This is a genomic window from Yinghuangia soli (assembly GCF_021502675.1).
Lineage (GTDB): Bacteria > Actinomycetota > Actinomycetes > Streptomycetales > Streptomycetaceae > Yinghuangia > Yinghuangia soli.
The window spans coordinates 43535-58334 of sequence record NZ_JAKFHA010000035.1 but is presented as its reverse complement, the minus strand read 5'-3'; the positions used below and the strand labels follow the sequence as shown (position 1 = coordinate 58334).

The following is a 14800-nucleotide window of genomic DNA, read 5'->3' as shown; positions in this document are numbered from 1 at the left end:
CGCCAATGTCGCCGGACGCGCTGACCGGCAGCGCACCATCGGCTGACCGGTCCGGAGGAGAGCGGTCAGCGTCCGGTCAGGCCGTGCACTCAAGGTGGCGGCCGGCCGCGCGACGGGCCCTCCGGGGGCGGCGCCGGTCCGCGGCAGATCACCGCAAGAAATTAGTAGCCATGTACTTAATAGCTATGTATATTATCTCTCGTAGCCACCGACCCGCACCGAGGAGTCCACGATGACCAGCACCCCCGCCACCGCCGCGATCACGCTCAACCCGCAGGTCCTCGGCCAGGCCGAGAACGCGCACCGCGCGCTGCTCGACAAGATCCTGCGCAGCCACCCGGGCATGGCCTACCAGCAGTGGGTCGGCCTGGCGCTCGCCGCCGCGGCCGGCGGCGAACTCCCCGCCGAACAGCTGCTGGCCCGCCTCCGCGGCGCACTCAAGACCGACGCGGAGACCGGGCGTGCGGTGCTCGCCGACCTGGCCGCCGCGGGCGCGCTGCACCTGTCGGGCTCCGACGCCTGGGTCACCGAGGCCGGGCAGGAGGTCTTCCTCGCGGTCCGCGGCGAGGTCGAGACCGCGATGCAGCGGGCGTACGCCGGCATCCCGGCCGCCGACCTCGCCACCGCGGGCCGGGTGCTCGCCCAGGTCACCGCGCAGCTGGACGCGGTGCTCGCGGAGGCCTGACCCGCGACCGCACGCACCCGACCCGCCGCCACCTGAATCCATCCGAAGCAACCCGAAGCCACCCGAGCAGACTGGAGCCGATCATGATCGAGCCGTTCCGCATCGAGATCCCGCAGGCCGACCTCGACTACCTGCACGCACGCCTGGACAACGCCCGGTGGCCCGACGAACTACCCGACGCCGACTGGGACTACGGGATCCCCGTGGCGCGCGTCCGGGAGCTGGCCGACTACTGGCGGCACGGCTACGACTGGCGCAAGCAGGAGGCCGAGCTCAACAGCCACCCGCAGTTCGTCACCGAGATCGACGGGCAGCGCATCCACTTCCTGCATGTGCGCTCCGCGAAGCCGGACGCGTTCCCGCTGATCCTCACGCACGGCTGGCCCGGCTCGATCGTGGAGTTCCTGGACGTGATCGGCCCGCTGTCGGCGGACTTCCACCTGGTGATCCCGTCCATACCGGGCTGGGGATTCTCCGGTCCCACCAAGGACCGCGGCTGGGACGTCACGCGCGTCGCGCTCGCCTTCGCCGAACTCATGCGGCGGCTGGGCTACGAGCGGTACGGCGCGCAGGGCGGCGACTGGGGCTCCGGCGTCGCCCGGGCGCTGGGCCACCACGATGCCGAGCACGTCGCCGCGGTGCACGTGAACTACCTGCCCACCCCGCCCCCGCCGGGCAGCGAGGCGATCGAGCTGTCCGCGTCCGACCAGGCCCGGCTGGCCAAGCTCAAGAACTACATGGCGAACCAGCCCGGTGCGCGGGTGCTCAACTCGACCCGGCCGCAGACCCTCGCGTACGCCCTCACCGACTCGCCGATCGGGCAACTCGCCTGGCTGCTGGACACCATGACCGAATGGGCCGGGCCCGACTTCGCCATCGGCGACGACCGGGTGCTGACGAACGTGATGCTGTACTGGCTGACCGGGACCGCCGGATCCGCCGCCCGGCTGCACCGGGAGAGCGGCAAGCCCGCCAAGGTGGTCAGCAAGCAGCCGCTGGGCGTGGCGGTGCTGCCGCACGACATCACGCAGTCCATCCGGCCGTACGCGGAGGCGGCGGTGGACAACATCGTGCACTGGTCGGAGTTCGAGGACGGCGGGCACTTCCCCGGCCTGGAGGTCCCCGAGCTGCTGGCCGCGGACATCCGCAGGTTCTTCCTCGCGCACCACTGACCTGTGCGACCGCCCCGTGCCCGGCAGACCCGCGGATCACGGGCGCGCGGCAGCGGTCCGATCGGCGCCATGCCGATCGGACCGCCGTCCCGCTGTCACGCGGTGCCGTCGTACGCCCTGCGCAGCGCCGCGTAGTCGATCTTGGACATCTCGTACATCGCCTGGGCGGTCCGGGGGCCGCGCTCCGGGTCGGCGATCAGGTCGGGGAGGTCGGCCGGGTAGACCTGCCAGGACACGCCGAACTTGTCCTTGAGCCAGCCGCACTGGCTCTCCTCGCCGCCTTCGGTGAGCCGGTCCCAGTAGTAGTCGACCTCGTCCTGGTCGGCGCACCTGATCTGGAACGACACGGCCTCGGTGAACTTGAACATCGGGCCGCCGTTGAGGGCCATGAAGTCCTGGCCGTTGATGGTGAACTCGATCGCCATCACACTGCCCTCGGGGCCCGGGCCGGCCTCGGTGTAGCGGGTGATCCGGCCGGTGCTGCCGTCCTTGAAGACGGACAGGTAGTGCTGCACCGCTTCCTCGGCGCATCCGTCGAACCACAGGCACGTGCTGAATGGGGCGCTCATCGCAACCTCCCGATCGAGGGTCTCTGCCGTATAGGACCGCGGCGGTGCCGCGGACTCATCGGTGCCCGGCCGTCGGATTTCGGTGCGGGCGCTGTCCTGCGAATACGACTAACCTGCTGAATACCCCGTTTGCGAGGAGCATCCATGGACCTCCCCTCCAGCCCCGACGCCGCGCGCCCGGGCGGGTCCGGGCCGGGAGCGCTGGGCGCGGTCAGCCTCGGCAAGGGCGGGCAGGCCACCATCGCCTTCGACAAGAGCGATGCGGACGTGACCGTGACCGCGACCCTGGAGTGGGACGGCGGCAGCAGCGAGCGCCGCGACAAGGGCGCCGACCTCGACCTGTACGCGCTGTACGTGGCGGCCGACGACGTGGCCGGCGACCTGGACCGCATCGGCAGCAAGCGCACGATCGGCCGGCTCCCGCACGAGCTGGAGGACCTGTCGTACGACGCGCTGAAGAACCCGAGGGCCGGCGCGGTCTACTGGAACCACCTCGGTGCGGCGGACCGCGCGCCGTACATCGCCCTCGACGGCGATGCGCAGGTCCCCGGCGTCGAGACGGTCCGCATCACGCGGCCGGACCGGCAGGGCTTCGTGCTGATCTGCGCGTACAGCGCGGTCGGCAACGGGGTCGGCAGCTTCAAGAGCTACGGGGCCCGCGCGGTGGTGGCGGACGGCCGGGGCAGCACCGTCACCGCACCGCTGTACGAGGCGAACGAGACCGCGTACTGGGTGGCCATCGCGCTCATCGACTTCACCGCGCCGGACGGCATCGTGCTGACGCATGTCGAGGCCTACAGCGAGTCGCACAGCGAGAACCGCCCGATGCTGTATCCGGACGGGACGTTCGCGATGGACCTCGGGCCGGTCGAGTTCAAGGCGGGGCCGGCGGGTTCCTGAGCCGGCCCCGCCTCGGCCGGCGGGCGTTGCGGGTGCCTCGGGGTCTTTCCCGGTCTTGCCGGGTGTTTCCGGGTGTTTCCGGGTCTTGCCGGGTGCCGCGGGCGGTCAGGCCGCGACGGCGACCTCGGTGCGGGCGAACACCGGTGCGGCGACCGGGTTCTTGGCGGCGACCAGCGCGGGGGCGGCGGTCTCGGCGGGCTCGGCGGCCTTCGGTCGGGCGAAGACGAAGATCCGCAGGACCACGAACCGCCCGACGCCGGCCAGGCCGGACGCGGACAGGTAGACGGCCTGCTCGGTCAGCGCGCCGGGGTTCGCGGCCACCGCGTCCAGCACCAGCATCGCGGCGGTGGTGAACAGGTAGCAGACCGCCGCGGTGCCGGAGGACTGCAGGTGCACCTGCAGGCTCGCGCGGCCGTTGCCGAAGGTGATCCGGCTGTGCAGCTCGTTGGCGAGCAGGGTGGACAGCACGGTCACGATCGCGTTGGCGACCGCCATCGACATGGTGCCGGACAGCTGGACCAGGGCCGCGCTGGAGGCGATCCCGGTGCCGCCGCCGCAGACCACGAAGCGGACGAACGAGGCGATCGGCCCGGTCTGCTTGCTGCTCACTGGTGTGCTCCTCAACCCCCGGCGGAGCCTGTCGTCCGCGTACCTCCAACCTAGAAATCCGCGGCCTTCGGGCCCATGGGGGCGCCGCCCGTCCTGGGGTGGGGAAAGCCCTACCCCGGGCGCGGGGGGACTGCCCCAGGAGCGGTGTGACGGAGCATCAGGAAGCCGGGCCGGGGCCGAGGATCGGACGCCGGTAGCGGGCCGAGACGATCGTGACGCCGGGGCCGCCGTGTCGCGGGAGTTTCGCCGCGGCCGCCGGAAGCGTCAGCGGATGAGCGGGGTGATGCGGCCGAGGAGGCCGTCGGCACGCGGGAGTACGCCGCGGTAGGCGACCGCGCCGGCGCTGTCGAGGATGACGTACGTGCCCGGTTCGGTGACGCCGAACCGGGTCCACAGCGCACCCGAGGCATCGGAAATGTGCGCGATGGCCGCGGTCTTGGTGACGGTGACGAAGTCGCGGAGCGCGGCGGGTTCGCCGGCCGCGGCGACGCCGAGGACCGTGGCGCGGCCTTCGGTGAGGGCGGCGGCCTTGTCGGTCTCCGCGGCCTGGGCGCGGCATGCGGTGCAGGCCGCCGACCAGAACCACAGCACCGCGGGTCTGCCCAGCAGGGTCACACCGGCGATCGGCTTGCGGTCGATGGTGGTCGCGGTGAACACCAACAGGTCCGGGGGTGCCGCGGATTGCGCGGCACCGTCGGCGGGAGCGGCGGCGGTGCGCGCTGTTCCGGTGCCGTTCTGCGGGCCGGTCGAGGGTGCCGCGGCGGGCGCCGCGGTCTTCGACTCGGACCCGCAGCCGGACATCGTGACGGCGGCAACTGCGGCCAGCAGAACGGCGATCAGTCGTACACGCATCTCACAACTCCTGGGACAGAGGAGCAGGGCGCGAGCGCCAACGATGCTAGCTGGCACGCCGTAGTTGTTCGCGGCTTTCAGCCGAGGTCGTGGCGTGGATGTGCGCCACCGGGGCGACGGGGTGCGCGGGCCGCCACAGGCGTACTGCGGCAAGAGCCGCGGTGACCGAGACCAGGCCCAACACCACGGCGGCGACCGGGAGTCCGCTCGCGGCGCCGAGCCATCCGGCCAGCGGGTAGGTGACCAGCCACGCGACGTGCGACAGCGAGAACTGCGCGGCGAAGGCCTGCGGCAGCTGCTCGGCCGGCGCGCTGCGGCGGATGACGCGGCCGGACGGCGTGAGCACCATCGAGCCCGCGGCGCCGAAGAACGCCCAGACGGCGAGCAGCGCCGGCCAGCGCCACGCCGCGGGCGGGGCGAAGGCGGTGGCCCCGAGCGCTGCGAAGCCGGCCCCGAGGAGCAGCGCGCCGCGGAGCATGACGGCCCGGTCCGAGAACCGTTCGAGCACCCGCGGCAGCGCGAGTGCGACGGCCATCGAGCCCAAACCGTACGCACCGAGGGCAAGGGCCACGTCGCCGGCCGGGCGGCCGAACTCGTCACGCACATAGACCACGGTGTTGACCAGGACCGTCGCGCTGGACGCGGCCACGGCGAGGTTGAGCGCGAGCAGCGCCCGCAGGCGCGGCGTGCGGAAGAACAGCCGGGCGCCTGCCGTCGCCTTGGCGTACGCGCTGCCCTGCTGCGGTGCCGCACCAGGTGCCACACCGGGTGCCGGGAGGACGGCGGAGACGACCAGTACCGCCGATGCCGCGAAGCCCGCGACGGTGCCGAGGAACAGCGAGTTGTAGCTGACCAGCGCCAGCAGGGCCGCGGCGAGCACCGGGCTGAACAGCATTTCGAGGTCGTAGGCCAGCCGGGACAGCGACAGCGCCCGGGTGTAGTCGCGCTCCTCGGGAAGGACGTCCGGGATGACCGCCTGGAAGGTGGGCGTGAACGCCGCGGACGCGGCCTGCAGCGCGAAGACCAGGACGTACACCTGCCACACCTGGTCGACGAACGGCAGCATCAGGGCGACGCCCGCGCGGATCACGTCCGCACCGGCCATCAGCGTCCGGCGCGGCACCCGGTCGGCGACCGCGGCCACCAGCGGGGCGATCCCGACGTACGCCGCCATCTTGATGGCCAGCGCGGTGCCGAGCACCGACCCGGCCGCGGGGCCGGCGATGTCGTACGCGAGCAGGCCCAGCGCCACGGTGGCCAGGCCGGTGCCGACCAGGGCGATGACCTGGGCGGCGAAGAGCCGGCGGTAGGTGCGGTTGCGCAGGACGGTGAGCATGGGGCTTCCTCGGGCCGGAGCGGATCCAGTTGCTGACCTCCCCCAGAATACATACATGTGCGCAAGTGCGCACATGACAGATACATGAGGGCCGGTGTCGGCGTCGGCCGCCCGCACGCCCCCGACCTAAGCTGTGCCTATGCCGGACCGCGACCCGCTCCCACCTGCACCCCATGCGCATCTGGAGGCCCCGGACAGTGCGCGCCTCGCCGAGGCGGCCGCGGTGTTCGCGCTGCTGTCCGATGCCACCCGGCTGCACCTGCTGTGGCTGCTCGCCCAGGAGGAAGCCGACGTCGGGACGCTGGCCGAGCAGTGCGCGGCGTCGCGCACCGCGGTCAGCCAACACCTCGCCAAACTGCGGCTGGCCGGTCTGGTCGAGACCCGGCGCGAGGGGCGGCACGTCCATTACCGGCTGAGCGACGGGCACTTGCGCCGGCTCGTCCTGGAGGCGCTGAGCCACGCGGACCACCGGGTGAGCGGGCAGGCGCCGCACGACTGAGGCCGAGGCCCCGCACCCGCCGCCGGAAAGCCCGAAGGCCCGGACCGCGTCACGCGGTCCGGGCCTTCGTCGTACTCGGTGCTTCATGCGTCAGGCGTCATACGCCGCGCATCGTGGTGCGGATCAGGCCTCGTGGCTGCCCGCGGCACGCCGGCGCACGTAGTAGCCCACGCCGACCAGGCCGGCCGAGAGGGCGAGGATGCCGCCCACCGCGATGCCACCGGTCTGGGCGAGCGAACCGCCGCCGCCACCGGTGCTGCCGCCGCCACTCGCGGAGACCGACTCGGAGGCGCTCGGCGTGACCGAACCCGACGGCGGCGGGGTCTTGGTGCCGCCGGTGGACGGGGGCTCAGTCGTGGGCGGCGGGGTCTTGGTGCCACCGGTGGACGGGGGCTGCGTCGTCGGCGGCTCGGTCTTCGGCGGCTTCGTGGTCGCCGGCGGGGTCGTCGGCGGGTTCGTCGGGGTGCCGAGGCAGACGTGCGACACGTTGAACTTCTTGGACTCGGCGGTCGCCTTGGCGGTCGCGGAGACCAGCTTGGCGCCCGGGGCCGCGCCCACGTAGGCGTGCTTGGCGCTCGGCGGGCCGAACTGCGTGATCGTCTTCGTGCCGCCCGGCTCGAAGGTCACCGTGAGCTCGACGAATTCGGCCTGGCCGTTCGTCAGGACGAAGTGCCAGGCGTTCTGCCCTTCGAACGTCGGGCAGTCGTTCTGCTTCTTGACGTCCTTGTCTTCTGCCTTGATCCCGACATGGTCCTTGTTGAGGGGAACGTCGTACGTGCTGACGGCGGAGGCCGGGCCCACCGCCACCGAGAGGGCGAGGACGGGCGCCGTGAGCGCGACGGCCCACCTGCCGGCTATGAAACGCGAAGTCATGAAAAGACCACCCCTGGGCAGACATGGGCAAAGCCCAAAATGCATGTGCTGATGCAGGCGTCCGATACGGCCGGAACCCACTGCCGCCGCAGCGCGACTGCAGGAGAGCCGACCCGTCCCCCCGGAGCCGGCCAGGCCCTCGACACGAGGGCAGCCCAGGCTCCCGCCCCTCCCGCAGCACGTCAAGATCGGATTGTCCGACTGATGCCGGGTGCACTGATATGCCCGGCGGTACCCCACATAACGATTTCGGGCTACCGGACAGTCGAGACCGGCCGCGTCCGCAAAATGCCGCCGCCAACCGGGAATAGCCTCAGTCATCTAATGTTTATGCAGCATAGATGTCATTAGATTAGGCATGCATTCAGGCCGAGAGGACTCCTCATGACCAGCCGCTACGCCCAGGTCGCCTTCACCCCGGACGTCCAACTGCACCAGGAGCGCCACGGCAGCCGCGGCTCGTACGCCCGCATGGCGGCGGCCGCGCCCCCGGTCGCGGATCCGATCGGTCCGGACGAGGCGTACTTCATCGGCGACCGGGACAGCTTCTACATGTCCACGGTGAGCGCGACCGGCTGGCCGTACATCCAGCACCGGGGCGGCCCGCCCGGATTCCTCAAGGTCCTCGACGCGCACACCCTCGGCTTCGCCGACTTCCGCGGCAACAAGCAGTACATCAGCCGCGGCAACCTCGACCACGACGACAAGGTCGCGCTCTTCCTGATGGACTACGCCACCCAGACCCGGATGAAGATCTTCGGCCGGGCCCGGGTGGTCGAGGCCGCGGACGACCCCGCGCTCGTCGAGTCCCTGATGGTGCCCGGCTACCCGGCCAAGGCCGAACGCGCCCTGCTGATCGACGTCGAGGCGTACGACTGGAACTGCCGCCAGCACATCCCGCAGCTCTTCCCGCGCGACGCGGTCGAACACACCCTGCGCACCCTGCGCGACCGCGTCACCGAACTGGAGGCCCAACTCGCGTTCCACCAGGGGAAGTCCGCGCCTGCGGGCCAGGCGGACTGAACCTTCCGCGGGCGGCACGCAGGCAGCGTGCCGCCCGCGCAGGGCTGACGGGCGTCGGCCGAGGGCGCTATGGTCGTCGGCGATGACGACTTTCCGCCTCCACAGATTGGGGGACCCGACCGCGCAAGGTGAGTGCTGATGCACCCTTGGACCGCGATCGGGGATTCCTCCCGCCTTTCCTTCTGGCTGCGCGTGCGCGAATACGCCGTGCCGCCCACCGTGATCGAGACTGCGACCGTCCGCCGGCAGGCCGGGGACTGGGCCGGCGCGTGCGCCGCCGCAGGCATCGACATCGACCTCGACCTGCGGCTTCTGGCCCGCACGCACGGCGGCGAACTCGCCGCCCGGGTCCGGTCCGACCTCCGCCACCTGGCTCCCGACCTGCTGCGCTGGCACATGCCGCGGATCGCCCCGGACGGGCTGCTGCGGCCCGGGGTGACCGTCCCGCTGGCACGGTACGCCGAACCCGACCCGGCCCGCCGGGCACGCGCACACGGGCACGGCCGGGACTGCGCCTGCGACCGCGGCCGCCCCCGGGACCGGGGCAGACCCGTGCATCTGGTGGTCCGCACCCCGCCCGCGTGGGCGGCCGCCGGACAGCGCATGAGCCTCGCGCTGTGGGACGGTTCGCGCGACGGCGGCCTCATCGCCGCCCCGCGCGCGCACCCGCAGCCGCGTCCGCACCGGCGCTTCCGGTTCGACCTGCACCGCCACCTGTGGGATGCGCGTCGTACCGGCGAACTACGCGTGCGGTCCGGGGCCGCCGACCGGTGGCCGGCCGAGGCCGCAATCCTGCTCGCCGCGGAGGAGCATCCGCCCGGACCGGTCGCGGTACGCGTCGGCGCCCGCCGGAGGATGGTGCTCGACGTGCGTTCGGCGGTGCTGCGGCCCGTCGTGCCCGCGGACCGGGCCGGGCTGCTTCCCACGCTGCCCGATGCCGCGAGCCGGGTGGTACCCGACCTCGAACTCCTGCACGCCGGGCTGCTCGACGCCGCGCAGTTGCACCCGCTGGTCGCGTCCGCGCTGGTCCCCGGGTACGCCGCTCCGGCGCCGCCCGGGGACGAAGGCGGCGGACCGCAGCCGGGCGCCGGTCCGCGCATCGTCGACTGCCGCGGGGCCCGGCACCGCATCGGCTTCGTCGACGGGGCGCTGGCCGCGCTGGACCACGACCCCGGCGAACTGCGGCGCGAGGAAATGCTGGTCGCCCTGACCGGCACGCCTCTGCCCTGCCTGCAGGCCATCGATGCGGCGCACCGGAACCCGGAATGCCTGACCGGGGTGCGCGAACGCCTCGACCACGGCGACATCACCGGGGCCCTGGCCGTCGTCGAGAGCCTGCTCGGCCCGGACGCGGTCCTGCGCGACGGACCGCTGCGCGACGTGCTGGAAGAAGCCCTCGCCGGACGGATCCGGTACGGCATGTTCCGCGCCGGGCTGGGTGCGGCCCGGCCGAATCCTGCTCCGGACCGGGCAAACCGCCGCGCGGCGCGGGCGCATGCGCGCCGCGCCGGGATCGGCTGACCGCTTCATTCCCGACGGTCTTCCGGCCTTCATCCGGTCTTCCTTCGACCTGCTTCCGCTCCTCCGACGCCTGCTGCTCCGGTGCCCGACCGGCCGATCCGGCCGTCTGCGCACCTCCGCTCCGCGCGGCCGTGCCGCCGCGCCCGCACACCCGACGGTGATCACACTTTGACGACCGACCTTTCGCACGCCCCGGCTTCCCCCGCCTCCTCCCCGCTCGCCTCCCCCAGCGCCTCCCCCGCCGCCCGCCTCGACGTCGCCGGGGAACTGCTGGCGCTGCTGCGCGACACCGGCACCGAGCCGCGCCCGGACGTCCAGCTCGAAGCGCTGACGCTGGCCGTCGCGGCCGATCTGCCCGTCCTGCTGTGGGGCGAGCCCGGCATCGGCAAGACCGCGGCGCTCACGCAACTGGCCGCGGCCCTGGACCTGCCGCTGACCACGGTGATCGCCAGCGTGCACGAACCGTCCGACTTCGCGGGGCTGCCCATCGTCGGCGAGGACCCCGCACGGCACGGCGTCCCGCTGGCCCCGCCGGACTGGGCGGTACGCCTGGTGCAGGCCGGCCGCGGGCTGCTGTTCCTGGACGAGCTGTCCACCGCTCCCCCGGCCGTGCAGGCGGCGCTCCTCCGCCTGGTCCTGGAGCGCCGCATCGGCGCACTGCAACTGCCGCCCGGCGTAAGGATCGTGGCCGCCGCGAACCCGCGGTCCTCGGCCGCCGACGGCTGGGAGCTGAGCGCGCCGCTGGCGAACCGGTTCGTGCACCTGCCGTGGACGCACGACCACGAGGTCGTCGTGCGCGGCCTCGGCGGCACCTGGCCGGTGGCCGAACTCCCGCGGCTGGACCGGGACAAGCTGCCGGGCGCGGTGGAGTTCGCGCGCCGTGCGGTGTGCGGGCTGCTGGCCGCGCGGCCGCGGCTCGTGCACCGCCTGCCGGAGAACGAGACGCGCCGCGGCGGGGCCTGGCCGTCCCCGCGGACCTGGGAGATGGCGCTGCACCTGACCGCGTTCGCGACCGCCGCCGGCTCCTCCCGCGAGGTGCTCTCGCTGCTCGTGCGCGGCACGGTCGGCGACGGGCCCGGGCTCGAACTGCTGGCCGGACTGGACCGGATGGACCTGCCGGACCCCGAGGACCTGCTCGCCGACCCGGCCGCCGCGGAGCTTCCCGAACGCGGCGACCTGCGGCAGGTGGTGCTCGACGGCGTCGTCCAAGCAGTCCGCAACCGTCCCGGCAAGGCGCGCTGGGACGCCGCGTGGACGCTGCTGGTGCGGGCGCTGGAGACCGGGGCGCCGGACCTGGTGGTCGTCCCGGCGACGACGCTCGCCGCGCTGCGGCAGGAGAACTGGGATGTGCCCGCATCGATCGAGAAGCTGTCCGGCGCGGTCGCGCTGTCCCGGCGCGCGGACGAGGCGGCGGCGCGGACGACTCAGCGTGCCGGGGCGGGCCGATGAGCACCGGCGGGCCGGGGGCGCCGGCCGCGCCGAGGGCACCAAGCGCCCCGGGCACGCCGGGCGTCCCGGGCAGCTCAGGACGGCTGGACCGCGAGAAGCTGTTCGCCGCCCGGCTGCACGCCGCCCGCGTCCGGCCCTATCTGGCCACCGCATTGTTCGCGCTGCACCCGGTGGAGTCGCGGCACGTCCCGACCATGGCCGTCGACCGGCACTGGCGGTGCTACGTCTCGCCCGCGTTCGTCGCCCGGATGCCGGTCGAGGAGTTGGCCGGAGTGTGGGTGCACGAGGTGTCCCACCTGCTCCGCGACCACCACGGGCGCAGCGACCGGGTGGCCCGCGAACGCGGCTTGACCGGCCGCGGCGAGCGGCTGCGCATGAACATCGCCGCGGACTGCGAGATCAACGACGACATCTACGGCGACGGGCTGGTCCAGCCCAGCGGGGCCGTCTCACCGCAGCGGCTGAACCTGCCGCACGGCCTGCTCATGGAGGACTACCTGCTGCGCTTCGGGCTCGGCCCGAACACCCAGGATCTGGTGTGGCTGGACTGCGGCAGCGGCGCGGACGGGCTGGACCGCGGCTGGGATCTGGGACCGGACGGTGCGCACGGGCTGAGCGAGCAGGAGCGCGACGCGGTCCGGTTCCGGGTGGCCCAGGGCATCACCGGCAGTCCGGGATCCGCACCGGAGGGGTGGCGGCGCTGGGCCGAAGAGGCGTTCCAGGCGCCGCAGCCGTGGCGCGAACTGCTCGGCGCGGCGATGCGCGCGGCCGCGTCCGGGGGCGGGGCGGGCGGCGACTACACCTACGGGCGCCCGGCGCGGCGCTCGCCCGCGCTGCCGGGCACGGTGCTGCCGAGCCTGCGGCGTACCCCGCCCCGGGTCTCGGTGGTGATCGACACGTCGGGGTCGGTCAGCGACGCCGAGTTGGGCAGTGCGCTGCGCGAAGTCGCGGCCATCGCCCGGGCGGTCGGCGGGCGCCGCGACCTGGTGAGCGTGCTGTCGTGCGATGCCGCCGCACACCGGGCCCGCTCGCTGTGCCATGCGGAGGGCGTCGATCTGGTCGGCGGCGGGGGTACGGACCTGCGCGAGGGGTTCGCCGCGGCGCTGCGGCGCCGGCCGCGTCCCGATGTGGTGGTCGTGCTCACGGACGGCCAGACTCCGTGGCCGAGCAGCAGGCCGCCGTGCCGGACCGTGGTCGGGCTCTTTCCGCGGCAGCGCCGGTATTCGGCAGGGCCGGATGACGAGGACGATCCCGACTATGTGCCGGACACTCCGCCCGGGTGGGCGCGGGTGGTGCGGATCGAGTAGGGCGCGGGGCGGGGGCGGGGCGGGGGGGGGGGGGGGGGGGGGGGGGGGGGGGGCCCCGCCGCCGGGGGGGGGGGGGGGGGCCGGCCCCCCCCCACGCCTGTGGTCAGACTGCTTGCCTTCGGATTGCTTCCGCTCGGACTGCTTGCCGTGCGGAGCGGCTGCCGGTCAGGTGGCCGAGCCGAGGGTGGCCGCCCACGGGTAGGACAGGTGGGTGATGTTGGGGGTGACACCGGTGACGCGCTCGCCGAGGTAGAGCGACATGGGCGAGTCCCACAGCGGGATGCCGGGCACCTCGCGCAGCACGATGTCCTGGGCCTTGGCGGTGAGGGTGGCGCGGGCTCCGGGGTCGGCGGTGCCCAGGGCCTGCTTGATGATCGCGTCGTACTCGGGGTTGGACCAGCTGCCGTAGTTGGCGAACTCGCCGGTCTGCAGGGCCTGGTAGAACTCCAGCGGGTCGGGGGTCATGTCGTAGCCGCTGGTGATCAGCAGGTCGATGCCCTCGCGCGTGGTCGGGTCGGTGAACAGCGCGGTGTAGGCGTCCGGCGCGATGGTCCTGAGTTCGACCTCCAGGCCGATCTCCTCGCCGGCGCGCTGGAGTTCGTTGGCGGCGACGGTGATCTCGGGGGCCACCGGGCTGGTCGCGACGACGATCTTCTTGCCGCCCGCGCCGGCTTCCTCGACGAGCTTCTTGGCGGCCGCGACGTCCTGGGCGAGGTCGGGCAGCGCGTCGTACTGCGCCTTGGCGCGGTCGGCGGGGATGGTCGCCCAGCCGGCCGCGGGGATGCCGGCCTTGGCCGGGGTGCCGTAGCCGCTGAGTGCGGCGGCGACGATGCCCTCGCGGTCGATGGCGATCGACATGGCCTTGCGCACGCGCACGTCGCCCAGCGGGCCCTTGAGGTTGGTGACGGCCGCGGAGTAACTGCCGGTGATGGCACCGAAGTACAGCTTGCCCTTGCTGGTCTTGAGCTTGTCGTACGAGTTGGTGGGGATCAGGTAGCCGCCGTCGATTTCACCGGTGATGAAGGCGTTGGCGCGGGCGGCGGCGTCCTGGATGAAGACGAACTCGAGCTCGCCGGTCTTGGGGATCAGCGTGCTGTCCCAGTACGCGTCGTTCTTCTTGAGGGTGATCGCGGTGCCGGGCTTCCATTCCTTCAGTGAGAAGGGCCCGGTGCAGTTCACGCCGCCCTGCGGGTTGCCGTAGTCCTTGCCGGCCTTGGCCAGGAAGTCGGCGCTCTCGATGGTGCCCGGGGCCGCGGCGAGCTGCTCGTTGAGCAGCACGTTCGGGCGGGTGAGCTTGATGGTGACCTCGAGCGGGCCGGTCTCGGTGATCGACTCGACGTCCTTGAAGACGGTCGCGTAGGAGGAGCCGATGGCGGGGTCCTGGTGGCGCTTGAGGCTGGCCACCACGTCCTTGGCGGAGAACGCCGTGCCGTCGTGGAACTTGACGCCCTCGCGGAGGGTGTAGACCCAGGTCAGCGGGTCCGGGTTGGCGTACTTGCTGGCCAGGCCGGGGGTGATGGAGAAGTCCGGGTTCTCGCGCAGCAGCGAGTCGCAGACGTTGGCCAGCACGGTGTTGACCGGGAAGTCGAAGGCGTAGGCGTAGTCCAGGGTCTGCGGCTCGGCGTAGAGCGACCACTTGGCCTTGTCGATCGGGCCCTTGGCCGCCGGGGTGTTCACCACGATCTCGTAGGAGGGGTCGGCACCGGACCTGTCGTCGTTGCCGCCGCCGCCCGTGCATCCGGCGGCGGTCAGTGCCGCGACGGCGGCCAGTGCGGAGGTTCTGAGCAGGCGCAACAAACCCACCCCTTTCAGGGGACGGCAAAGGGCGCGGAGGCGCGTGCGGCAAGCACGTTCGCCCGGACAGATGCCGGTGAGTATTGATGCGGGAACGTGACCGCACAACGGGTTCGCTGTAACGATTCACGCCCGTCATGCGAATGTGACGCGGGTACCGCGGAGACCCGGCACTGTGTCGGGGTCCGCGGCCCGGGAGGAAGCGGAACGT

At 72.8% G+C, this 14800-nt stretch carries 14 protein-coding genes; 8 read left to right on the top strand and 6 right to left on the bottom strand.

The window, feature by feature from the left end:
• Nucleotides 1–232: 232 nt before the first annotated feature.
• Both LZ495_RS35840 and LZ495_RS35835 read left to right on the top strand, forming a co-directional pair.
• A complete protein-coding gene (locus tag LZ495_RS35840; RefSeq protein WP_235057331.1) occupies nucleotides 233–685 on the top strand; it encodes a MarR family transcriptional regulator in 453 nt (150 codons plus the stop codon).
• 83 nt (nucleotides 686–768) lie between these two features.
• On the top strand, nucleotides 769–1857 hold the full coding sequence (locus tag LZ495_RS35835) for an epoxide hydrolase family protein (RefSeq protein WP_235057330.1): 1089 nt from the start codon (nucleotides 769–771) through the stop codon (nucleotides 1855–1857).
• Nucleotides 1858–1952: 95 nt separating this feature from the next.
• Here the strand turns inward: LZ495_RS35835 and LZ495_RS35830 are convergent, their stop codons facing one another.
• Entirely contained in the window at nucleotides 1953–2426 is a 474-nt protein-coding gene (locus LZ495_RS35830; RefSeq protein WP_235057329.1) for a VOC family protein, read from the bottom strand.
• Nucleotides 2427–2570: 144 nt separating this feature from the next.
• Here LZ495_RS35830 and LZ495_RS35825 point away from each other — a divergent pair, with 144 nt between their 5' ends.
• Nucleotides 2571–3326 carry a hypothetical protein gene (locus LZ495_RS35825; protein WP_235057328.1) on the top strand — a complete coding sequence of 252 codons (756 nt, stop codon included), beginning with the start codon at nucleotides 2571–2573 and terminating at the stop codon, nucleotides 3324–3326.
• Nucleotides 3327–3431: 105 nt separating this feature from the next.
• Here the strand turns inward: LZ495_RS35825 and LZ495_RS35820 are convergent, their stop codons facing one another.
• The 3 genes from LZ495_RS35820 to LZ495_RS35810 all read right to left on the bottom strand — a co-directional run bounded on the left by LZ495_RS35820 (nucleotide 3432) and on the right by LZ495_RS35810 (nucleotide 6123).
• Nucleotides 3432–3935, bottom strand: a complete 504-nt coding sequence (locus tag LZ495_RS35820) for a GtrA domain-containing protein (RefSeq protein WP_235057327.1) — start codon at nucleotides 3933–3935, stop codon at nucleotides 3432–3434.
• A gap of 264 nt (nucleotides 3936–4199) precedes the next feature.
• Nucleotides 4200–4787: a redoxin domain-containing protein gene (locus LZ495_RS35815; RefSeq protein ID WP_235057326.1), complete on the bottom strand. Its 588-nt coding sequence runs from the start codon at nucleotides 4785–4787 to the stop codon at nucleotides 4200–4202.
• A 46-nt stretch (nucleotides 4788–4833) separates the two neighbouring features.
• Nucleotides 4834–6123, bottom strand: coding sequence for an MFS transporter (locus LZ495_RS35810; RefSeq protein ID WP_235057325.1), 1290 nt, complete (start codon nucleotides 6121–6123; stop codon nucleotides 4834–4836).
• Nucleotides 6124–6262: 139 nt separating this feature from the next.
• Between LZ495_RS35810 and LZ495_RS35805 the strand changes: the two genes are divergently transcribed.
• Nucleotides 6263–6622, top strand: coding sequence for an ArsR/SmtB family transcription factor (locus LZ495_RS35805; RefSeq protein WP_235057324.1), 360 nt, complete (start codon nucleotides 6263–6265; stop codon nucleotides 6620–6622).
• A 123-nt stretch (nucleotides 6623–6745) separates the two neighbouring features.
• Here LZ495_RS35805 and LZ495_RS35800 read toward each other — a convergent pair whose 3' ends face one another.
• Nucleotides 6746–7495: a hypothetical protein gene (locus tag LZ495_RS35800; RefSeq protein WP_235057323.1), complete on the bottom strand. Its 750-nt coding sequence runs from the start codon at nucleotides 7493–7495 to the stop codon at nucleotides 6746–6748.
• Nucleotides 7496–7879: 384 nt separating this feature from the next.
• On the opposite strand from LZ495_RS35800, the gene LZ495_RS35795 reads away from it, so the two are divergent.
• From LZ495_RS35795 to LZ495_RS35780, 4 genes are all read left to right on the top strand, one after another.
• The gene (locus LZ495_RS35795) at nucleotides 7880–8518 is read left to right on the top strand and encodes a pyridoxamine 5'-phosphate oxidase family protein (protein WP_235057322.1); all 639 of its coding nucleotides are present in this window, start codon (nucleotides 7880–7882) and stop codon (nucleotides 8516–8518) included.
• A 138-nt stretch (nucleotides 8519–8656) separates the two neighbouring features.
• Nucleotides 8657–10039, top strand: coding sequence for a hypothetical protein (locus tag LZ495_RS35790; RefSeq protein WP_235057321.1), 1383 nt, complete (start codon nucleotides 8657–8659; stop codon nucleotides 10037–10039).
• Nucleotides 10040–10207: 168 nt separating this feature from the next.
• Nucleotides 10208–11488, top strand: a complete 1281-nt coding sequence (locus LZ495_RS35785) for an AAA family ATPase (protein WP_235057320.1) — start codon at nucleotides 10208–10210, stop codon at nucleotides 11486–11488.
• Nucleotides 11485–12795, top strand: coding sequence for a vWA domain-containing protein (locus LZ495_RS35780; protein WP_235057319.1), 1311 nt, complete (start codon nucleotides 11485–11487; stop codon nucleotides 12793–12795). The genes LZ495_RS35785 and LZ495_RS35780 overlap by 4 nt, the downstream gene beginning before the upstream one ends.
• Nucleotides 12796–12960: 165 nt before the next feature.
• On the opposite strand, the gene LZ495_RS35775 is transcribed toward LZ495_RS35780, so the two are convergent.
• Complete coding sequence (locus tag LZ495_RS35775; RefSeq protein WP_372498698.1) at nucleotides 12961–14598, bottom strand: ABC transporter substrate-binding protein; 1638 nt, start codon at nucleotides 14596–14598, stop codon at nucleotides 12961–12963.
• Nucleotides 14599–14800: the final 202 nt, after the last annotated feature.